We start from the raw sequence: 21,019 nt of genomic DNA, 5'->3' as shown, positions 1-21,019 counted from the left end.
CGGGCATGATGCCGATCATGGGGTGGAGAGAAGAACTGGCCGAACTGCTGGGGCGGGCCGGGCTCGAGCTGGTGGCGGAACCGTGTGTCGAGGAGGTGGTGCCGCCGCCGGTTGCGTGGCGGCACGTGATCGCGTGGGAGGCGGAGCCGACCGTGGAGGTCGCGCTCGACCTGCCCGATCCGGTCGCGGAACTCAACGCGCAGTGGCACCGGTTGGCGTCCGAGGCGGGCCTGCTCGACGGTGACGGGGTCTTCCTCGTCGACTTCCACGGCAACGGGCACAGGCGCTGGATACGGGTCCGGCTCACCGACGGCTGGGACCTCGCCGGAGTCTTCGGTGAGCGGCCCGGACGGCCCGAGTTCTCGACGCTCTCCCTGGACGGCGACGCCCTGGTGGGAGCCACGACGGAGGAGTACACGGTCTGGCTGGTCGCCGTCGACCGGATCAGGGAGCGGCAGGAGGCGGCCGCGCGGGAGGCCGCCGCGGAGACCGAGGAGGAGCGGGCGGCCGCCTGGGAGGCGCTGTTCCGGGGGCCCGGCCCGACGGAGAAGCTGCTGGACTCCTGGGCGAGCGGTCTCTCGCTCAACCCGGCCACCCCGAAGGACCTGCGGCCGCTGCTGCTGAAGAGGTCCTCCTACGCCATGTACGGCGCTATGCCGACGGACGTCGTGGACACGATGCTGGCCGACCCGGACTGGAAGACACGGGCGCATGCGGCCGAGGTCCAGCCGAACATCACGCCCGAGCAGTGGGCGCGTGTCATCGCGGCCGAGGAGGACGAGAAGCCTCGCTGGATCCTCACCCTTCTGGCTGCCGACCGCCGGGCCGAGCTGCCGGACGACATCTGCCGCAGGCTCGCCGCCGATCCCTCGGCCCGGGTGCGCTGCGAGGCCGCGCGCCTCGAGAACCTGCCTGCCGACCTGGCGGTCGCCCTGTCCGACGACCCCGACGGCGGGGTGCGGGCGGTGGCCTGCGCGACCGCCTGGCCGCATCTCGACGCCGCGGCCCGGACAGCGCTCCTGGCCGACCCGCACGACAGGGTGCGCGAGCGGGCGTTGTCGCTGCACCATCGGGACCACCCGATGCCCCGGTCGGTGTACGAGTCCGGGGACGTCAAGCGTGAGGTGCTGGAGAGCTGCCGACCGGAGCGCGCACTCGCCGAGCACCTGGCCCGCCACGGGGACGCGGACGAGCGCCGCTCCCTCGCGTCGAATCCGCACCTGGAACCCGACCTGGTCGCCCTGCTCGCCGGCGACCCGGACCCGTGGGTCCGGTGGTCCGTGTCCGTCCGTGCCGACCTCACCGAGGAGCAACGCGCCGGCATCCCCGTCGACTTCGATCCGGGCGGCCACTACGGGCCGCTCGACTGGGTCATGGCGCTCCACGAAGACCCGGCGGCCATGAGCCGCCTTGCCGCCTCCGCGCACCCCCTCGTGCGCAGAAGCGTCGCCCGCGCCCGGCACCTGCCGCCGGACGCGCTCGCCCGTCTCGCCGACGACGAGGACCGGGTCGTACAGCTCTTCCTCGCCGAGTCCTGCGACGACACGCCGCCCGAGACGCTGCTGCGGGTGTGGCGGTGGTGGACCGGCAGCCTGACCAACCCCGACCGCCCTCGCGGCCACCCGAACTTCCCCCGCCACGGCCTGCTGCGGTACGCGGACGACCCGAGCCCTCGGATGCGCCGACTGGCCCTGGACGACCCCGAGTCCACGCCCGCTCTGGTGGACCGGCTCAGCCGCGACCCCAGTGACGAGGTGCGCCACCGTGCCGCGACCGACCCCCGGCTGCCCGCCGTCGCCGCCGCGCGGCTGCTGGCGGACCCTCATGAGCACGTACGGCAGGCGGCGGCCCTCCATCCGAACCTCCCGGTACGGCTCCTGACGGGGCTGCTGCGCGGCGACGGTGCCGAGACGGCCGCCCGTAATCCGGCGCTGCCCGTCGAGGTCATGCGCCGGATGACCGAGTCGGTCCGCAGGGCTGCGGGCGTCACGGCGTGAGGCGGGCGATCCGCAGCGTCGTCGTGGTCGGGGACGCGCCGCTGAGCGGGCTGCCGTAGCTCGGGGTGACCGGCGCGTAGGCCCAGGTGAGGGAGCCGTCCTTGAGGACCGCGAGGTCACCGGTGATCCGCGCGCTCACCACCTGGCCCGCGCTGACGAAGTCACCGCTCCAGTTGATCAGCCGCAGGTGTGTGCCCGTGAAGGTGCCGGTGCAGGTGCCGGCCGAGCACTTGGCGTTCTTCAGGGACTCCCAGGAGACAAGGAGCTTGTCCTTGCCGTAGGGGGCGAGGTGGACGTTGACGTTCTCCACGGTCCTGGCGCTGGTGAGGTAGATCGCCTTGCCGGGCCCGGAGTTGCGGTTCTTGAGGAAGGCGACGGCGACCTGGTGGGTGGCGGTCCTCGGGGTGACCGTCCAGCCGCGGCCGCTGCTGTCGGCCGGGTTCTTCTTCGCGGAGGCCGCGCCCCGGGAGGCGAACGCGGTCGCGTACCTGCCGGTGGACGACTCGACGAGGTCGCCGGTGCGGCCGGGGAAGGTGCCGCCGCAGTACCCCGCCCAGCACTGCTCCCGCTGCACGACCGGGGCCGTGTCCGGGGCGCCGATGCCGGTGGAGACGAACAGGCCCGAGCGCCAGTCGTCGAAGCAGAGGGAGGTGAAGGCGCCGGAGGTCTCGGCGTGCAGGGCGATGCCCTCGTTGTGGGAGCAGCCCCAACTCCAGCCGCCGCTCAGCTTCTTGCCCCCGGCGCTGACGTACGACAGCTTGTCGCCGAAGTGCCCGTCGGCGAAGCCGCCGGCGCCGTGCACCACGAAGTAGGCGCCGTACTTCGAGCCGTTCCAGGTGAGTTGCCCGTCGAGGGTGGGGGAGGTGTCGTGCGAGGCGGTGCCGGTGAGCTTGGTGGTCCAGGTCCGCCTGCCGCCCGTGTAGCGGACGATCGCGGCGGCCGTCTCCTTCCACTTGTTGGTGTCGGCGACCCGGGTGAGCAGCGCGAACCCGTCGGTGTGGGCGACCAGGCCGCCGACCTCCTTGGCGCCCTTGACGACCGTGTCGGCGCCGGACCGCTTGCCGGCCGCGGTGAGCGGGGTGACGTGCACCCCGTCGGCGGCGGGCCAGGCGACCCGCAGCGTGCCGTCGGGGGCGACCGCGGTGGCGGTGCGGTTCCACTCCCGCGTGTTGTTGTAACCGGCGGAGAGGTAGGGGTACTTGGCGCCGAGGCTCACCGCCGTGGACGTGACCTCGAGGTTCGGGGCCGTCGCCGCGCCGGCGGTGGCGTACCAGGCGCCGGCCAGCAGGCCGCCGGCCGCGAGGAGCCCGATCGCGGGCTTGCGGAAGACACGGACCCGGCGGTGACGTGTGGTGCGTGGTGCGGAAGTCATGCCCTGTGGTCGCCGCCGGGTCCCGGAAGGTTGCCGTGCCTCCGGAGGTCGCCCTAGTCCTGGTCGGTGCCGAGGGCGTTGCGCAGGAACGTCGTGGCCTGGTCGATCGCGCCGCGGGCGGCCTCGGAGCTGCTGAGCGAGTTGAGCATCATGAAGTCGTGGACCGTGCCGTCGTAGCGCACCGTCGTCACCGGAACGTCGGCCGCGCGGAGCTTGGCGGCGTACGCCTCGCCCTCGTCGCGCAGCACGTCGGCCTCGTCGACGATCAGCAGAGCGGGCGGCAGGTCGGAGAGCTGCTCGGTGGTGGCCTGGTTGGGCGAGGCGGTGATCTCCGCACGCTGGTCCGGGTCGGTCGTGTAGGCGTCCCAGAACCACTCCATCAGCGTGCGGCTCAGGTAGTAGCCGTCGGCGAACTGGTCGTAGGAACCGGTGTTCATGGCCGCGTCCGTGACCGGGTAGTACATCGACTGCTGTACGAACGTGACGTCGCCGCGCTCCTTGGCCATGAGGGCGAGTGCGGCCGTCATGTTCCCGCCCACCGATTCCCCGGCCACCGCCATGCGCCGTGCGTCCAGCCCCTTGGCGGCCCCCTCGCGGACGATCCACTGCGCGGTCGCGTAGCCCTGCTCGATGGCCACCGGGTAGTGGGCCTCGGGCGACGGGGTGTACTCCACGAAGACCACGGCCGCGCGGGCCCCGACCGCCAGTTCCCGCACCAGGCGGTCGTGGGTGCCGGCGTTGCCCAGGACCCAGCCGCCGCCGTGCATGTACAGCACGACGGGCAGCATTCCGGTGGCACCCTGCGGTCTGACGATGCGTACCCGTACATCGCCCACGGCGGCCGGCACGGTGATCCACTCCTCGTCGACCGGCAGCTTGTCGACCGGCGCGGCCTGGAGGTCGTCGAGGACCTTGCGCGCCGCGGCGGGGTCCAGCTCGTACAGGAACGGGTGGTGGGAGGTCGCTTCGGCGAGTGCCCGTGCTTCGGGTTCGAGGACGATCGAGGCGGTCTGGTCAGCCATGGGAATGCTCCCTGGATATCCGAGAACGGCGTGGTCGGGAAGTCCTGGAAGGGCATGGCGCCGAGCGCACAAGGCTGACGGGCATCGCGCCGCGACGGCGCCGTGCGGTGGCCGGCGGAGCCTGCGCCCTGGGTCAGCCCCTCGGTGACGACCTACCGTCCACCATAATCACGGCTGCTCCGTCACTGCATTCCAGGTGTGCGGCCGGTAGCTCCGTGTCACCCCTGCCGGGTCACCCGGTCCCGAGCAGTGTCCGCCCGACCCGGTCGGCGAACCCGGCCGGGTCCTCCAGGACGCCGAGGTGCCCGCCGGGGAACTCCGCGAAGGCCGCGCCGGTGTGCTCGGCGACGGACTCCGCGGTGCGGTACAGGAGTTGGCCCTTCGAGTCGGTCCCGGCCGCGATCGTGAGGCGGGGCAGGGCGGCCGGCGGGCGGTAGGCGGTGAAGGGGCGGAGGACGTGGGCGAGGAAGACGGCCATCGGGGTCCCGGGGGCCGGGCGGGCGGCGTCGAGCTGCTCGATCAGCTCGGTGCGCAGCCGCTCACCGTCCGGCAGCAGCGTGACGCACGGCGGCTCGTGCGCGACGACGTGCCGGAGCCGGTCCGGGTGGCGGGCCGACAGGTCGAGGGCGGCGATGCCGCCGGAGCTGGTACCGAAGACGTACGCCGACTCGCTCGCCCCCAGCACCTCCTCCAGCACCCGGTGCGCGCCCTCGCTCCAGTCCCGCACGCTCTGGTCGGCGACGGGGTCCCCGAGGTGGCCGTGGGCGAGGCCCAGCGGGTCGTACGTCACGACCGTGAAGTGCGGGGCGAGCCGTTCCGTGAAGGGGCCCAGGCCCATGGGGTGCCCGGCCCCGCCGGGGAGCACGAGCAGCACGGGGCCGCTGCCGGTGACGTCGTGGTGCAGGTCAGCCATGGTGGTCGGTCTCCTCGCGGGGCCAGTTGCGCAGTGCGATGTGCAGGGCGTCGATCGCCCGCTCCCAGGAGGCGCGGACCGCGCGCGGCGCGTTGAAGCCGCCCGAGGCCTCCAGGGCGCAGTAGCCGTGGAAGGTGGCGCGCAACAGGCGTACGGCGTCGGTGAGATCGGGCTCGGCCAGGCCGTAGCCGCGCAGCATGCCGTAGGTGATCTCCACCGTGCGGCGCATGGCGGTGTTGCCCGGGTCGACGAGCGTGGGGTCGATACGGATCCGGGTCGCCGCGTAGCGGCCGGGGTGGGCGAGCGCGTACGCGCGGTAGGCGTCGGCGTAGGCGGCCAGCGCGTCCCGCCCGGAACGGCCGGCCACGGCGACGGCGATCCCGTCGATCATCTCGCCGCCCGCGCGCAGGGCGAGCCGGTGGCGCAGGTCCTGGAGGCTGCGGACGTGCGAGTAGAGGCTCGCGTCCCGCACGCCGAAGCGGCGGGCCAGCGCGGACAGCGAGACCTGCTCGAAGCCGGCCTCGTCGGCCAGCTCGGCCGCCGCCGCGACCAGCCGGTCGGCGGTGATCCCGGCACGTGCCATGTGACGCCTCCAGTCAGGGTTCCAAGCCAAAAAGCTAGGACCTCTAGGTTTTGGTGGCAAGTGATTATGGCGGCTGCCCGGCGGCATAGGGTTGCGCAGAGGCGGAAGGGGGAGCCGTGGCACACGGCGCGCGGCGGGTGGCGCGGACGGCGGCGCGGCGGCGCGCGGCGGACGGCCGACCACTCTGGCGGCAGCGGGACTTCGGGTTCTTCTGGCTCGCCCAGACCCTCTCCGTGCTCGGCGACTCGTTCAGCCTGATCGCACTGCCCCTGCTGGTACTCCAGGCGACCGGCTCGGTGGCCCGGATGGGCCTGCTCACCGGTGTCGGCGGGGCCGCGATGGTGCTGGCGGCGGTCTTCGCCGGCGTGGTGGTGGACCGGGTCGACCGACGCAGGCTCCTCATCGCCTGCGACCTGGTCCGGATGGTCCTCTACGGCCTGGTCCCGCTCGTCTGGCTCGCCGGGCCGCAGCTGTGGCTCCTGTACGTGGTCCTGCCCCTGTGCGAGGCCGTCGGGATGGTCTTCGCCGTCGGGTACGTCACCGTCGTGCGCGGACTCGTCGGCACCGGCCGGCTCACGGAGGCCAACGGCCGGTTGAACGCCACGGCGGCCGCGGCCGGCGTCCTGGGCCCGCTGGGCGCGGGCCTGATCGCCGCCTGGACGGGACCGGCCGACGCGGTGGCCGTGGACGCGGCGAGCTACGCGGTGTCGGCGAGCTGCCTGCTCTTCGTACGGCTGCGGGAGCGCGCCGGAGACGAGCGCGTGCCCAAGGACACCGGCCTGGGGCGCGACCTGCGCACCGGGATCGCGTACCTCGTCCGCCATCCCGTGCTGCGCTCGCTCACCGGGCTCCTCTGCGTCTTCAGCTTCCTCACCCTCGGCATCAACGACCTGCTGATCTACCACCTGAAGCACGATCTCGGCCACGACGACGGGACGGTCGGCACCGTGCTGGCGGTCGGCGCGGTCGGTACGATCACCGGGGCGCTGCTGGTCGCCCGGCTCCGCCGGCGGTTCGGCTTCGGGCCGACCTGGATCGGCACGACCGCGGTGTGCGGACTGGCCTTCGCCGGGCTCGGCCGGCTGCACACGGTGCCCGCCGTGGCCGTCGTGACCGCGGTCTACCTGGCCTGTGTGGGCATGGCGGGCACCTGCTCGATGTCACTGCGCCAGGAGATCACCCCCGAACCCCTCCTCGGCCGGGTCACCTCGGCGCACTGGACCCTCCAGTACTCGCTGGCCCCGGTCGGGGCGGCCGTCCTCACCTGGGCGGCCGAGCGTTACGGCACCACCCCCGTGGCCGCCGCGGCCGGAGCCTGCTGCACCCTGATCGCCCTCGCGGGCCTGTGCACCCCGATCCGTGGCGCGGGGCGCACCTGACCCGGGCGGGGAACGTCAGCCGTTCACCCCCGTGTAGTGCCCCAGGGCCCACCGCCACAGCAGCCGGGCGGCCAGGTAGGCGAGCAGTCCCAGGAGCGGGGAGGCGGCCGCCAGCCAGTAGGGGGCGCCGGTGGAGTGGCCGTGACCGGTGAGCACGGCCGCCGGGAAGTAGGCGACGAAGGCGAGCGGGAGGCCGTAGGTGAGGAGGCCCCCGACCGCCCTCGGGAGGACGTTGAGGGGGTAGCTGCCGAAGGTGCCGAGGAGCTCCTCCAGCCAGCGGCTCCAGTAGTCGGCGGCCGGGTAGCGCAGCGAGGCGCACGCGACCACCGTGAACAGGGCCGCCTCCAGCAGCATCCCGCCCAGGACCGCCGCGATCAGGTACGAGACCCGGCCCGCCGTCCAGTCGAGGTGGCTGCGGCCGAGCGCGCCCGCCATCAGGCCCGCGGCCACGGTCAGGTCACCGATGGCGTTGGTGGGGAAGTACTCCAGCTGCACCTGCCGGTACACGGGCATCGGGCGCAGCAGATAGGCGTCGATCCTGCCTTCCTGGATGTACCGGCCCACCCCGTGCACCCGGCCCAGGACCAGGACGAACAGACCGTGCGCCAGCATCCGCGTCGCCGGGATGAGCAGGACGTCCGAGCTGTCCCAGCCGCCCATCCCGGAGAACCGGGTGAGCAGCACGGTCGCGAACACGATCACCGACACCTGCCAGACGGCGCCGATCGCGATCATCATCAGGAACTCCGTGCGGTACTCCAGCTGGGCACGGAAGTTGAGGCGCGTGATGCGCCAGGCGATCCGGACGGCGTTCAACGGCCTCAGCCTCCCTGGGAGATGACACGGCGGGCGGCACGCCGCCACACGAAACGGGTGAAGAGACACAGCGCCACGACCCAGCCGGCCTGGACGCCGAGCTGCAGGCCGGCGTCCGACAGCGGGATCCGGCCCACGTACAGCGACAGCGGCACGCTCAGCGTCGCCTGGAAGGGCAGGAAGGAGCTGAGCGTGATGAACCAGTGCGGGAAGAACCAGAGCGGCGCGTACACCCCGGACAGCAGGTTCTGCGCGAAGACCAGGATCAGCATCGCCGCGCTGTTGCGCAGCGTCCAGAAGCAGAACTGGTCGATGAGGAGCATGACGTAGTAGAGGACCAGTTGGCCGAGCAGCAGGCTGAGCGCGAAGACCGCCGCCACTGCGGCCGACCGCGGCGGATCCACCACCCCGGCCGCCAGACAGACCACGTATCCCCCTGACGCCCAGGCAAGCCCGTACAGTTGCTCGCCGACCGCGCGCAGCGCGTGGTAGCGCTGGGGCGGCAGCGGGCGCAGGTACCAGTAGACGATCGTGCCGAAGTGCATGTGCTGCATCACGGAGTCCCGGCCCGCGTACTGGTCCAGCTCCCGCAGCCGGGAGGCGAGCACGGCCAGCACCGCGTAGGTGACGGCCTGGCCGCGGTCCAGACCAGCGGTCGTACCCGACTGGGAGTACAGGCCCCGCCACAGCGAGGCGACCAGCACCACCTGCACGGTGAGCCGGAGCAGGACCCCGGTCATCCGGGGCGGGGTGTACAGCTCGCCGAGCGGGGTGACCCGGGCGGCGCGCCAGGCGTACAGGAGGGCCATCTCAGACCGCCTCGGCCTTCGCCTGCGCGTATGCCGCCCGCATCACGTCCTCCAGGTCCGCCTCGTCCACCGCCACGCCGGTCACCTCGTGCCGCTCGATGACCAGCTTCAGCGCCTCGTGGACCGTGGGCGCGGCCGGACCGTCCGGGCCGAACACCACCTGCGGGCCCTCCCGGCGCACCAGGGTGATGCCGGGCAGCGGGACGACCGGCGTGTGCGCGTCGGCGAGCGTGGCCCGCACCTGCCAGGTCGAGCCGAACCGGCGCCGCATCTCGTCCAGCGAGCCGTCCAGCACCAGCCGCCCGTGGTTGACCAGCACCACCCGCTCGGCGAGCCGCTCCACCTCGGTCATGTCGTGCGTGGTCAGCAGCACGGTACGGCCGCGCTCGGCCACCTGGTACCGCAGGAACTCGCGGACCTGCTCCTTGACCACCACGTCCATGCCGATGGTCGGCTCGTCCAGGAAGACGACCGGCGGGTCGTGCAGCAGCGCGGCGGCCAGGTCGCAGCGCACCCGCTGGCCGAGCGAGAGGTGCCGCACCCGGGTGTCCCAGAAGGCGGAGAGTTCCAGAAGGCCGTCGAACTCCCGCAGCCGCGCCCCGTGTTCGGCCGTCGGCACCTCGTAGATGTCCCGCAGGATCGCGAACGACTCCCGCACCGGCAGGTCCCACCACAGCTGGGTCCGCTGCCCGAACACCGCCCCGATGTTGCGGGCGTTGCGCTCCCGCTCCCGGTACGGCACCACGCCCGCGACCCGGGCCTCGCCGGAGGTCGGGGTGAGAATGCCGGTGAGCATCTTGATGGTGGTCGACTTGCCCGCACCGTTCGGGCCGAGCAGGGCGAGGAGTTCGCCCTGCGCGACGTCGAAGGTGATGTCGGAGACCGCCTGTTTCTCGACGCGTTCGGGGTTGACCAGGGACCGCAGGGCGCCCGCGAAACCCGGGCGCCGGACGGTGGTGTGGAAGGTGCGGGACAGACCGCGGACCTCGATGGTTCCGGCCACGCTGGGTACTCCCTCGTTCCGTGCACGACGTACGGCCGGTCGGTTTGGGAGGCCGACCGGCCGCGGATACGCCACGACGGTCGCAGAGCGCCGAGGAGCCCGGCAATGGATTAATCGAGCCGCGATTTGGACTGTTCGACCACCGGCGGGACGGCGCCGTCCACGGCCGCGACGACCGGGCCGGTCAGCGGGCGGCCGGCACGGTGCGGCCCGGACGTCCCCCGTTGCGCAGGCCCACCGACCGCAGCGCGCCCTCCAGGGCGAACGTGGCCGCGCCCAGGCAGACCGGGTCGGTGGGGATGGGGGAGAGGACGATCTCGGTGGCGGCGAACGGCCGCCCCAGCGCGTGCCGCCGGACCGCCTCGCGCACCTCCGCCAGCAGCGGCTCGCCGAGCCCGCGGGCCACCCAGCTGCTGAGCACGACCAGTTCGGGGTTGAGCAGATTGACCAGGTTGGCGATCCCGGCGCCGATGTAACGGGCCGTGTCCCGTACCACCGCGACCGCGACCGGATCGCCGTCCGCCAGCCCCCGGGCCAGCGCGCCCACGGTGGCCGTCTGGTCCTCCGGGTGCAGCAGCGGGCTCTGCGGGCTCAGCTCCCGCAGGTTGAGCATGATGCCGGGGGCGCCCACGTACGTCTCGACGCAGCCGTGGTTGCCGCAGTGGCACGGCCGCCCGTCCAGGACGAGCGTCGTGTGCCCCCACTCCCCGGCGCTGTTGCTGACCCCCCGGTGCAGCCCGCCGCCGAGCGCGAGCCCGGCACCGACCCCGGTCCCGAGGTTCACCACCACGGTGTCCCCGCGCCCCCGCGCCGCCCCGAACCACTGCTCGGCCACCGCACACGCCCGCAGCGGGTTGTCCAGGTGCAGGGGGTAGGCGATGTGTTCGGAGAGCAGGTCGAGCAACGGCACGTCGTGCCAGTCCCAGTTGGGCGCGTACTCGGCGATGCCGGTGGCCCGGTCCACCTGGCCCGGCACGCTCACCCCGACGCCCAGCACCCGGGCGCCCTCGATCCCGGCCTGCGCCACCACCGCGCCGACCGCCGCGGCCACCTGGCCGACCACCTGCTCCGGCCGGTTCGCGCCGGGGCGCATGTCCTCCTCGGCGCGGGCCAGCACGTTCAGGGCCAGGTCGAACAGCTCGACGTGGACGTACGTCTCGGCTATGTCCACGCCGATCAGCGCGCCCCCCGAGGCGTTGACCGCGACAAGCCCCCGGGGCCGGCCGCCCGCCGAGTCCTCGAAGCCGACCTCCGTGATCATCCGCAGCTCCAGCAGCTCCCCGACGAGGGTGGCGACCGTGGCCAGGCTCAGCCCGGTGACGGCCGCCAGCTCCTGCCGGGAGGTGGGAGACTCGGCGATGATGTGCCGCAGTACCTCGTAGCGGTTCGCGGTGCGGATGTCACGTGATGTGTGCTTCACGCGGCGCAAGGCTATGGCCTGGGAAGCGCTTTCGACAAGGCATTACGCTAAGGGTTTGATTAAGTCGGTCCGGTCACGTCCGTCAGCCGTCCAGGAGATCCGCCACGAAGGGGTTCGCGAACTTCCCGTCGGGGTCCAGGTCCCGGGCCAGGGCGCGGAACTCGCCGAGGCGCGGATACCGTTCGCGCACGTCCGCCGCCGGGACGGCGAAGACCTTGCCCCAGTGCGGCCGCGGGCCGAACGGCTCCAGCGCCTCCTCCAGCCGGCGCACCACGGGCAGCACGGCCGCCAGGTCGTCCACCCAGGTGAAGTGCAGGGCGACCGAGTCGCGGCCGTGGGCGGGGCTGAGCCACTGCGGATCGGCGGCGATCGTCCGCACCTCGCAGGTCTGCAGGAGCGGGGAGACCGTCTGCCGGACGGCGTCGACGGCGTGCAGCGCGTCGAGGGCCGCCGTCCTCGGCAGCAGGTACTCGGACTGGAGCTCGTCCCCGCTGCTCGGCGTGAACTCCGCCCGGAAGTGCGGCAGCCGCTCGTGCCAGGGCCCCGGCACTCCGAACTGCTGGGTGCAGTTGCCGGCCGGCATGCCCGGCATCGGGTGCATCGCCTCGGTCGCGGGCGCGGCCCACTCGAACTCCGTGGCGGGCCGGTCGGTGCGCCGCTTCACCCACACCTGCCGGAAGCCCGGTTCCCGCCAGTCGGTGAACAGGCTGACGCTGTAGGCGGCGCCGGAGACGGCGGGGAAGTCCAGGCCGTCCAGGGGCAGTTCGGTGTACACGGTCTGCGCCATGTCATAGGCCGCCTCCAGGTCCAGGGTGAGCGCGGTGGCGGCCCCCAGCGCCCCCAGCGAGGTCACCGCCCCCTCGAACCCGGCCTCCCCCCGTGCGATCGTCAGCGGCGAGCCGTCGGCGAGGACCAGCTCCACCTCCCGTACCGGCGCCGCGAGCGATCCGTTGGCCACCCCCGAGCCGTGCGTGCCGGTGGCGACCGAGCCGGCCACCGAGATGTGCGGCAGCGAGGCCATGTTGGGCAGCGCGAGGCCGTGCGCGTGGACCGTGCGGGCGAGCTCGGCGTACCGGACCCCGCCCGCGACCCGGACCGTACGGGCCGCGGTGTCCACCTCGACGACCGGCGGCAGCCCGGCGAGCGAGACCAGTACGCCGTCCGGGCCCGGGTCGGCGATGCGGTTGAACGAGTGCCCGCTGCCCAGCACCCGCACCCGGGCACTGCCGGCCACCAGTGACCGCAGCGCGTCGAGCGAGTGCGGGCGGTGGAACTCCTTGGCGGTGTACGTGATGTTCCGCGCCCAGTTGGTGACCGTCTGCGCCGGATCCGTCATCTCTGCCGTCCCATCCCTGTCGTGCGCCGGAGAGTGCCGGCCGTCCTGTGAGCAGTGTCCGTCCCCGCCGGGCAGTGCCTGTCCATTGACCCTCTCATTCGCCGAGACCTACGGTAGAGACCGGTTGCTATCCGCGCGTCACCGAGCCGGAAGGTCACTTCCTTGCCCGAGCGTCCCCAGGCATTGTTCGCCATGACAGCCCAGAACGTGCCGCACGTCTTCCCGCCGGAGGTGCTCGCGCGGCTGCGCGAGTGCGTAGAAATCGATCCCACTCTGGTGGCGCACGACTTCACCGACCCCCGGATACGGGAGACGCTCGCCCGCACCGAGGTCCTGGTCACCGGCTGGGGCTGCCCGGTCCTGGACACGGCCGCCCTGGACGCGGCGCCGAAACTCCGGGCGGTGCTGCACGCGGCCGGCTCGGTCAAGGGCTTCACCACGCCCGAGGTGTGGCGGCGCGGCATCGCCGTCTCCTCGGCCGCCGCCGCCAACGCACTGCCGGTCGCCGAGTACACCCTGGCGATGATCCTGCTCGCCGGGAAGGACGTCTTCGCCCTCCGCGACCTGCTGCGCACTCACCGGGCCTTCCCCTACGGCGGCATCGTCCCCGGCATCGGCAACTTCCACCGCCGGGTCGGCATCGTCGGCGCCTCCCGCATCGGCCGCCGCCTCATCGAACTCCTCCACCCCCACGACCTGTCGGTCGCCCTCGCCGACCCCTACGTGGACGCGGCGGAGGCCGCCCGGCTCGGCGTCCCCCTGCTGCCCCTCGACGACCTGCTGCGCAGCTCGGACATCGTCACCGTGCACGCCCCCCAGACCCCGGAGACCCGGCATCTCCTCGGCGCCCGCGAACTCGCCCTGATGCCGGCCGGATCAGTGCTGATCAACACCGCGCGCGGCGCCCTCCTCGACCACGACGCCCTGGCCGAGGAGCTGCGCACCGGCCGCCTGACCGCGATCCTCGACGTGACCGACCCGGAGCCGCTGCCCGCCGACTCCCCCCTCTTCGACCTTCCGGGCGCCTTCCTCACCCCGCACCTGGCGGGCTCGCAGGGCAACGAGCTGGCACGGCTCGGCCTCACCGTCGTCGAGGAGGCCGGCCGGCTGCTCACCGGTGCCGGTCTCCTGCACGCCGTCGACCACTCGGCCCTGGAGCGGGCCGCGTGACGGGCCGTCCGCCGGGCCCCTCCGGCGGTCTCGTAGGGTGACCTGAACACATGACGAAGGGGAGCCGCGCGGTGGCGAAGCGGACACAGCCGGCGCCGAACGGGGACGCCTCGACGGTTCGGGACGTGGCCGCGCGGGCCGGGGTCTCCGCGTCGACCGTCTCCCGGGTCCTCGGCGGCACCTACCCGGTGGCCGCCACCACCCGCGCCAGGGTCCTGAAGGCCATGCGCGAGCTGGACTACGTGGTCAACGCGCACGCCCGCGCCCTCGGCGGCGCCACCAACAACACGGTCGCCTTCGTCGTCGACGACGTCACCGGCCCCTTCTACGCGCACATCGCCCGCGGGGTCGAGGAGCAGGCCTCGGCGGAGGGCCGGCTGTGCATGCTGTGCACCACGCACGGCGACCCGCGCCGCATCCTCGCCGTCGTGGAGACCATGCGGGAGCAGCGCGCCGACGCGGTGATCGTGGTGGGCGGCGCCCTGGAGGACAGGGCCTACCACGACCGGATGACCCACTTCGCGCACGCCCTGGACCGGTCCGGCTCCCGGCTGGTGCTCGTCGGCCGCCCGCCGCTCGGCCCCGGCGTCCCGGCCACGGTCGTCGACTACGACAACGAGGGCGGCGCCTTCGCCCTCACCGGCCACCTCCTCTCCGGCGGCCACCGGCGCATCGCCTACCTCGGCCGGGTGCCCGGACTGTCCACCAGCGCCCAGCGCATCGCCGGCTTCACCCGCGCCCACGAACTCCTCGGCCTCGTCCCGGACCCCGGCCTCGTCCTCGACGGCGTCTTCTCCCGCTCCTACGGCTACCAGGCGACCCGCGAACTCCTCGCCTCCGGGCGCGACTTCACCGCGATCTTCGCGGCCACCGACATGATCGCCACCGGCGTGATCCAGGCCCTGCGGGAGTCCGGCCGCCGCATCCCCGACGACATCGCCGTGGCCGGCTACGACGACATCCCGGTCGCCCGGGACGTCTACCCGACGCTCACCACGGTCCACGTACCCCAGGAGGAACTGGGCCGCGCCGCCGTCCGCCTGGCCCTGCACCGCGACGAGCTGCCGGACGGGCAGCATCTGGTGCTCGGGACACATGTGGTGCTGCGGGAGTCGACACGGCGTCGCTGACCGGACCACGGACGGACACGCCGGCCGGGTACGCATCCCCCGCAACCCCGTGACGTCCGCGCCGTCCGGCTTCCGCTGTCGACCAGATCACCCCGTTGCGGTCAGGCACTCGGCGAGCAGGCCGACGACGTCGTGCCAGGCTCGCTGCGCGTGCCGTGGGTGGTAGCCGACGCCGGGGACCACGGGGTGGTCGACCGGCGGGTGGTGGAAGGCGTGCAGGGCGCCGCCGTAGACCACGAGGCGCCAGTCGACGCCCGCGGCCTGCATCTCGGCGGTGAACGCGGCCCGTTGCGCGGGCGGCATGATCGGGTCCTCCGAGCCGACCCCGGCCCACACCGGGCAGCGAATGCGTGCCGCCTCGCCCGGCCGGCCCGTGGTCAGCGCGTTGACTGTCCCGATCGCGCGCAGGTCGACGCCGTCGCGCCCGAGTTCCAGCCCGACGGCGCCCCCGGTGCCGTAGCCGACGGCGGCGATCCGGTCGGGGTCGGTCCGCGGCTCGGCGCGCAACACGTCGAGCGCCGCATGACCGATGCCCCGCATCCGGTCGGGGTCGGCGAGCAGCGGCAGGCAACGGGCCAGCATCTCCTCGGGGTCACCCAAATAACGCCCGCCGTGCAGGTCGAAGGCCAGCGCCACGTATCCCAGCCCGGCGAGCGCGTCGGCCCGGCGGCGCTCCACGTCGCTGAGCCCCATGCCCTCCGGCCCGAGCAGCACCGCGGGCCGGCGATCGACCCCGGCCGGGAGTGCGAGGTGCCCGGTCATCGTCAGACCGTCGGCCGGGTACTCGACCGTGCGCGTGGTGATCATCGTCATGCGACTGGACGGTAGTGATCGGCGAGTCCGGTCGGGCCGCTGTTCTGCCGCCGGCAGAACAGCGCGGGCCTTCCTCGCGCACTCGGGGGCGCCGCATCGTGATCGTTTTCTCAGTCCGGGAAAGCGGGTTGCCGACGGCTGAGTGTACGGAGCGTGGACTGCGGATTTCGTTGTTCATGGTCCATCTCATTGCTGAGATCGTTGAAGATGTGGCCATCATGTCGCGATATCGGTAGCGTGCGGGTATGACGCCCGACCCGCTGCCCCCGCGCCTCCCGGCCACCGACCTGACCCGCCATCGCCGGCTGCGTGAGCAGGGCAGCCTCGACCGGGCCGATCTGGAGGCGATCCTCGACGCCGGGTTCGTCTGCCATCTGGGGGTGGTGGCCGAGGGGCGGCCGCTGGTCGTGCCGACGGTGTACGGGCGGGACGAGCGGCAGCTGTACCTGCACGGCTCGGTCGCCAGCCGCAGTCTCGCGGGCGGGACCCCGGTGTGCGTCACCGTGACGCACGTCGACGGCCTGGTGCTGGCGCGGTCCGTCTTCGAGCACGGGGTCAACTACCGCAGCGCGGTGATCCACGGCACGGCCCGCAAGGTGACCGACCCGGAGGAGAAACTGGCGGGGCTGCGCCTGCTCACCGAACACACGGCCCCGGGCCAGTGGTCGTACGCCCGGCTGCCGAACCGCAGGGAACTCGCGGCCACCACGCTCCTCGCCCTCTCCCTGGCAGAGGCCTCCGTCAAGATCCGTACCGGCGCGCCGGAGGACGGCGACGGACCGGACGCGGAGCTGGGGCTGTGGGCCGGCGTCCTGCCGCTGACCTCGGCCTGGGGAGCGCCGGTGACGGACCCCGTACTGCCCCCGGACACCCCCGTACCGGGACACATCGCGCGCCGAGAGGGGACCCGGCACGGCTGACGGCGAGGCGGGGGCATACCGTGAGGAGCTGAACGCCTGAGCCGGGAGGAGACACGGGATGGGCAGCCGTACCGCGCTGGTCGAGGATCTGATGGAGAGGTTCCCGCACGTACCAAGGGAAGCCGTCTTCAAGGAGGACCTGCTCCGGGGCGGTGTGGCCTTCGACCCGTCCGCCCTGAGCGACAACGAGAGCGGCGAGGTGAAGCCGAAGTCGTACTTCATCTTCTCCTTCGACCACGGCACCCTGCCCGAGCTGGGCGAGGCCGCGCTGCGCCGCCCGCCGGAGGAGATCATCCTCACCGGCGGCCCGTACGACCTGCGGCGGACCGTGGTGTCGGTGCGGGTGAACCCCGCCTCGCCGTACCGGGTGGCCGCCGACGACGAGGGCATCCTCGGGCTCTACCTCGACGGGAAGCGGATCGCCGACGTCGGCGTGCCGCCGATGCCGGAGTACTACCGGCACAAGCTCTCCAACGGGAAGTCCGTGATGGAGGTCGCCCCGACCATCCAGTGGGGCTACCTGATCTACCTCACCGTCTTCCGGGTCTGCCAGTACTTCGGCGCCAAGGAGGAGTGCCAGTACTGCGACATCAACCACAACTGGCGCCAGCACAAGGCGGCCGGGCGGCCGTACACGGGCGTGAAGGACGTCGAGGAGGTCCTCGAAGCCCTGGAGATCATCGACCGCTACGACACCGCCAAGGCGTCCACCGCCTACACGCTGACCGGCGGCGCGATCACCAAGACGGTCTCGGGGCGCGACGAGGCCGACTTCTACGGCCACTACGCCAAGGCCATCGAGGAGCGGTTCCCGGGGCGGTGGATCGGCAAGGTGGTCGCGCAGGCGCTGCCGCGCGACGACGTGCAGCGGTTCAAGGACTACGGCGTGCAGATCTACCACCCCAACTACGAGGTGTGGGACGAGTACCTGTTCAAGATGTACTGCCCGGGCAAGGAGCGGTACGTCGGCCGGGACGAGTGGCACAGGCGGATCCTGGACTCCGCCGAGATCTTCGGTGCGCGGAACGTGATCCCCAACTTCGTGGCCGGCGTGGAGATGGCCGAGCCGTTCGGGTTCAAGACCGTCGACGAGGCGATCGCGTCGACCACCGAGGGGCTCCGCTTCTTCATGTCCCAGGGCATCACGCCCCGCTTCACCACCTGGTGCCCGGAGCCGACCACCCCGCTCGGCAAGGCCAACCCGCACGGCGCCCCGCTGGAGTACCACATCCGGCTGCTGCAGGCCTACCGCCAGACGATGGAGGACTTCGGCCTCTCCTCCCCGCCCGGTTACGGCGAGCCCGGCCCCGGCCGGGCCGTCTTCTCCGTCAGCTCCTTCATGGACAGCCTGCCCGCCGAGGAACCGGCGAAGGCGTGACACCCGGCGGGTTCAGGAGACTTCCGGGAACGGTGAGTCGAAACGCGGTCGCTGTCCGTACTAGGGGCCGGAGTTGTGGGCCACGGCGGGCAAGAAGGCGCTTTCCGGCCGGCCGGCACAGCGGTTGACGTGACACCGGGGACCGGTGGTACGGGTGACGGGGAGAATCCGTGGCACGACCACTGGTAACCGGTTTCGCATATGCCGCTTGTCAGTTGTGCAGGAGACGTGAAAAGCTCGGGCCCTGCCGTGAGGTTCCCCCCAACTCCGTTGCCGATACGGTGAGTTGACCTCGCTTTGGATGCAGGAGACCCATGCCCGACCTGCCGACCCCCCAGGACGCCGCCGAGGCAGCGCTGTTCTCCGAATGCTGGGACGCAGTGCTCTCCTACGCCGACCTGTGCACGTCCGGCTCTCTGACGGCCAACCAACTGGCCACCGAGGCCTTCACGCTCGGCATGCGCGAGGCCCGGGAGTCGGACTTCGCGCCGGTCCGCAGCTCCGGACGGCGCGCCGCCCGGCTTCCGATGATCCCGCTGCTGCTCACCGCCGTGCGCAACACGGCCGCCGCCTGGGAGACCGGCGGGCTCGGGCACAAGCTCGACCCGGACCTCAGGCTGTGGCTCAACTCCGAGAAGGCCGCGCGCTACACGGGACCGCCGCTGCAGCGGCCCGTCGCGCTGCGCGGCCTGCGCGACATGCAGGAGGCGGACGCCTCGCTGCTGTGGCTGGCCGAGGTGGAGGCGCTGCCGCTGTCCTCGGTGGCGCGCCGGCTCGGTCTCGACCCGGCCGTCGTCGCCCAGGAGCTGGAGCAGGTGCGCGGACTCTTCCGCGACCGCTGCCACCGTGCCCACCTCGACTCGCCGATGGCCGCCGAGTGCCGCAGCTACGCGCGGCTCCTGGACGCGGTCACCCGGTCCTCGGCGGCCGACACGCCCGTGGACCTCTCCCGGCACCTGGCCACCTGTGTGCAGTGCGCCGAGGCCGCCGCCTGTCTGCGGCTGCACGGCGGCGGACTGCCCGCGGCGCTCGCCGGCGGGGTCATCGGCTGGGGCGGCCTCGCCTACCTGGAGCGTCGCCGGCGCGCCGCCGAGGTACGGCTCGGCGCGGGCCGCCCGGCCACCGTCGACCACGACGGCGGCGACCCCAAGGAGAGCGCCGGGCGGGGCAAGGTGCTGCGGCACGGTCTGCTCGGCGCGGCGGTGCTGATCTCGCTGGTGGCGCTCGGCGTGTCGATGATGCCGATGGGCGGCGGCTCCGGCGACGACACGGCCACCGCCTCCCACGACGACCGCCAGCCGGTCGCCGACCCCACCGCCGACGTCCCCTCGGCCGACCCGACCACCACCCACACCACGTCCGCCTCGGCGGCCCCCTCCGCCTCGGCCACCACCGGCAAGCCGGGCCACAAGAACCCCGACCCGGAGCCCCAGGGCACCTCCTCGGCCACGGCGAGCACCGGCCACCACGGCACCGCCTCCGCCTCCGCCCGCCCCACCACCCCCGCGGCGGCCGCCTGCCGGGTCTCCTACGACCTGGTCAACCAGTGGACCGACGGCTTCCAGTCCACCGTCACCGTCACCACCACCAGCGCCCTGACCGGCTGGCGGGTCCAGTGGTCCTTCCGGGACGGACAGAAGGTCACCCAGATGTGGGACGCGACCGTCAGCCAGGACGGCGCCCGGGTCACCGCCGACGCCGCCGACTACAACCAGACGGTCGCCGCGAACGGCACCCTGTCCTTCGGCTTCCTCGGCACCTGGAGCGGCAGCAACTCGACGCCGTACGCGTTCACGCTGAACGGCGACTCCTGCTCGCTGAACTGAGCGGAGCCGTCCGTACGACCGGCGGCCGGGAGGACCCAAGAGGGCGGGTCCGCCCGGCCGCTGACCGTATGTCAGGCCGTTTCTCCCGACGCCGCGCTCAGCACTGCGACTTGTAGAAGTACTTGCTGACCGACGGCTCGTTCATGTTGTCCTTGGTGATCGCCACCATGTTGGTGCCGATCGACTTGCTGACCGACTTGCCCTCGAAGGCGTCGGCGAGCTGGTCCACCGCCTGCCGGCCGATCGCCGCCGGGTCCTGGGCGACCAGCACCTGGAGGGTGCCCGCCTTCAGGGAGGCGATCTCGTCCGGCTCGGCGTCGAACGCGGCCACCTTCACCGCGCCCTCCTTGCCGGCCTGCTTCAGACCGGTGGCGATGCCCTGACCGGTGTTGGTGTTGCCCGCGAACACCCCGCCGAGGTCCGGGTGCGCGGCGAGCGTCGACTGGATCTGGGAGGCCGCGGTGGCCGGCAGGTCGTTGTCGTAGAGCGTGGGCAGCACCTTGATGTCCGGGTACTTGGCCATCTCCTCGGTGAAGCCCTTGATCCGCGCGTCGGTCGTCGACACGCCGGGCTTGACGCTGATGACGATGGCCGAGCCCTTCTTGTTCATCAGCTTGGCCAGCGCGTCGGCGGCGACCCGGCCGCCCTTCTCGTTGTCCGACGAGATCCGGGTGATGCCGACCGAGGTGTCGGTCACCGTCGTGTCCACCAGCGCCACCTTGGTGCCGGCCGACTGGATCTGCTTGAGCGACGGCGTCAGCGCGCTGGTGTCGACCGGCGAGATCAGCAGCCCGTCGGGCCGGGACGCGGCCGTCGAGTCGAGCAGCGGACGCTGCACCGACACGTCCCACTGCGCGGAACCGTCGGCCGTGAAGTCCATCCCCTTGGCCTTCGCCTCCGCCTGCGCGGCACAGGTCATGGTGATGTAGAACGGGTCGCTCTTCACCCCGGTGATCAGCCGGACCTTCTTGCCCTTGGCGCTGCCCGAACTCCCCGAGCCGCCACCGTCGTCGGACGAACCGCACGCCGAGGCCCCCGCGCCGAGGGCCAGGACCGTGCCCACCGCGACCAGCAACCGACGCCTGCTGCGAATGCTCCCCATCACCCAGTCCTCCTTAGTCACGAGCGATTC

At 72.6% G+C, this 21,019-nt stretch carries 18 protein-coding genes; 7 read left to right on the top strand and 11 right to left on the bottom strand.

The window, feature by feature from the left end; genetic code table 11:
- The first annotated feature begins 17 nt into the window (after positions 1 to 17).
- The gene (locus ACIQVL_RS10365) at positions 18 to 1,997 is read left to right on the top strand and encodes a PE-PGRS family protein (RefSeq protein WP_403475019.1); all 1,980 of its coding nucleotides are present in this window, start codon (positions 18 to 20) and stop codon (positions 1,995 to 1,997) included.
- Here ACIQVL_RS10365 and ACIQVL_RS10360 read toward each other — a convergent pair.
- The 4 genes from ACIQVL_RS10360 to ACIQVL_RS10345 form a co-directional block, all read right to left on the bottom strand.
- The gene (locus ACIQVL_RS10360) at positions 1,987 to 3,369 is read right to left on the bottom strand and encodes a hypothetical protein (RefSeq protein ID WP_403475018.1); all 1,383 of its coding nucleotides are present in this window, start codon (positions 3,367 to 3,369) and stop codon (positions 1,987 to 1,989) included. The two genes, ACIQVL_RS10365 and ACIQVL_RS10360, sit on opposite strands and share 11 nt — an antisense overlap.
- 53 nt (positions 3,370 to 3,422) lie before the next feature.
- On the bottom strand, positions 3,423 to 4,391 hold the full coding sequence (locus tag ACIQVL_RS10355) for an alpha/beta hydrolase (protein ID WP_403475017.1): 969 nt from the start codon (positions 4,389 to 4,391) through the stop codon (positions 3,423 to 3,425).
- Positions 4,392 to 4,623: 232 nt separating this feature from the next.
- On the bottom strand, positions 4,624 to 5,304 hold the full coding sequence (locus ACIQVL_RS10350; RefSeq protein ID WP_403475016.1) for an alpha/beta fold hydrolase: 681 nt from the start codon (positions 5,302 to 5,304) through the stop codon (positions 4,624 to 4,626).
- A complete protein-coding gene (locus ACIQVL_RS10345) occupies positions 5,297 to 5,887 on the bottom strand; it encodes a TetR/AcrR family transcriptional regulator (protein ID WP_403475015.1) in 591 nt (196 codons plus the stop codon). The genes ACIQVL_RS10350 and ACIQVL_RS10345 overlap by 8 nt, the downstream gene beginning before the upstream one ends.
- Positions 5,888 to 6,003: 116 nt before the next feature.
- Here ACIQVL_RS10345 and ACIQVL_RS10340 point away from each other — a divergent pair, with 116 nt between their 5' ends.
- Positions 6,004 to 7,266 carry an MFS transporter gene (locus tag ACIQVL_RS10340; RefSeq protein WP_403430166.1) on the top strand — a complete coding sequence of 421 codons (1,263 nt, stop codon included), beginning with the start codon at positions 6,004 to 6,006 and terminating at the stop codon, positions 7,264 to 7,266.
- A gap of 15 nt (positions 7,267 to 7,281) precedes the next feature.
- Here the strand turns inward: ACIQVL_RS10340 and ACIQVL_RS10335 are convergent, their stop codons facing one another.
- From ACIQVL_RS10335 to ACIQVL_RS10315, 5 genes are all read right to left on the bottom strand, one after another.
- Entirely contained in the window at positions 7,282 to 8,082 is an 801-nt protein-coding gene (locus ACIQVL_RS10335) for an ABC transporter permease (RefSeq protein ID WP_403430164.1), read from the bottom strand.
- Between the two features lie 5 nt (positions 8,083 to 8,087).
- On the bottom strand, positions 8,088 to 8,891 hold the full coding sequence (locus tag ACIQVL_RS10330; protein ID WP_403475014.1) for an ABC transporter permease: 804 nt from the start codon (positions 8,889 to 8,891) through the stop codon (positions 8,088 to 8,090).
- Between the two features lies 1 nt (position 8,892).
- Positions 8,893 to 9,894, bottom strand: a complete 1,002-nt coding sequence (locus ACIQVL_RS10325; protein ID WP_403475013.1) for an ATP-binding cassette domain-containing protein — start codon at positions 9,892 to 9,894, stop codon at positions 8,893 to 8,895.
- Positions 9,895 to 10,078: 184 nt separating this feature from the next.
- Positions 10,079 to 11,314, bottom strand: a complete 1,236-nt coding sequence (locus tag ACIQVL_RS10320) for an ROK family transcriptional regulator (protein WP_403430159.1) — start codon at positions 11,312 to 11,314, stop codon at positions 10,079 to 10,081.
- Between the two features lie 82 nt (positions 11,315 to 11,396).
- Positions 11,397 to 12,650 carry an FAD-binding protein gene (locus ACIQVL_RS10315; protein WP_403475012.1) on the bottom strand — a complete coding sequence of 418 codons (1,254 nt, stop codon included), beginning with the start codon at positions 12,648 to 12,650 and terminating at the stop codon, positions 11,397 to 11,399.
- 162 nt (positions 12,651 to 12,812) lie between these two features.
- On the opposite strand from ACIQVL_RS10315, the gene ACIQVL_RS10310 reads away from it, so the two are divergent.
- On the top strand, positions 12,813 to 13,820 hold the full coding sequence (locus tag ACIQVL_RS10310; protein ID WP_403475011.1) for a hydroxyacid dehydrogenase: 1,008 nt from the start codon (positions 12,813 to 12,815) through the stop codon (positions 13,818 to 13,820).
- 50 nt (positions 13,821 to 13,870) lie between these two features.
- Complete coding sequence (locus tag ACIQVL_RS10305) at positions 13,871 to 14,950, top strand: LacI family DNA-binding transcriptional regulator (RefSeq protein WP_403430154.1); 1,080 nt, start codon at positions 13,871 to 13,873, stop codon at positions 14,948 to 14,950.
- 87 nt (positions 14,951 to 15,037) lie between these two features.
- On the opposite strand, the gene ACIQVL_RS10300 is transcribed toward ACIQVL_RS10305, so the two are convergent.
- Positions 15,038 to 15,763, bottom strand: a complete 726-nt coding sequence (locus ACIQVL_RS10300; RefSeq protein ID WP_403430152.1) for a dienelactone hydrolase family protein — start codon at positions 15,761 to 15,763, stop codon at positions 15,038 to 15,040.
- A gap of 245 nt (positions 15,764 to 16,008) precedes the next feature.
- Here ACIQVL_RS10300 and ACIQVL_RS10295 point away from each other — a divergent pair, with 245 nt between their 5' ends.
- From ACIQVL_RS10295 to ACIQVL_RS10285, 3 genes are all read left to right on the top strand, one after another.
- The gene (locus tag ACIQVL_RS10295; RefSeq protein ID WP_403475010.1) at positions 16,009 to 16,683 is read left to right on the top strand and encodes a pyridoxamine 5'-phosphate oxidase family protein; all 675 of its coding nucleotides are present in this window, start codon (positions 16,009 to 16,011) and stop codon (positions 16,681 to 16,683) included.
- A 58-nt stretch (positions 16,684 to 16,741) separates the two neighbouring features.
- The gene (locus ACIQVL_RS10290) at positions 16,742 to 18,061 is read left to right on the top strand and encodes a radical SAM protein (RefSeq protein ID WP_403475009.1); all 1,320 of its coding nucleotides are present in this window, start codon (positions 16,742 to 16,744) and stop codon (positions 18,059 to 18,061) included.
- A gap of 314 nt (positions 18,062 to 18,375) precedes the next feature.
- Positions 18,376 to 19,887 (top strand): cellulose binding domain-containing protein, encoded by a 1,512-nt coding sequence (locus tag ACIQVL_RS10285; protein WP_403475008.1) that lies wholly within the window; start codon positions 18,376 to 18,378, stop codon positions 19,885 to 19,887.
- 97 nt (positions 19,888 to 19,984) lie between these two features.
- Here ACIQVL_RS10285 and ACIQVL_RS10280 read toward each other — a convergent pair whose 3' ends face one another.
- The gene (locus ACIQVL_RS10280; protein ID WP_403430145.1) at positions 19,985 to 20,989 is read right to left on the bottom strand and encodes an ABC transporter substrate-binding protein; all 1,005 of its coding nucleotides are present in this window, start codon (positions 20,987 to 20,989) and stop codon (positions 19,985 to 19,987) included.
- Positions 20,990 to 21,019: the final 30 nt, after the last annotated feature.

The organism is Streptomyces sp. NPDC090499, from assembly GCF_044769305.1.
GTDB lineage: Bacteria > Actinomycetota > Actinomycetes > Streptomycetales > Streptomycetaceae > Streptomyces.
Note: the sequence above shows the minus strand (reverse complement) of the source record. Positions and strands in the feature narration are given on the sequence as shown.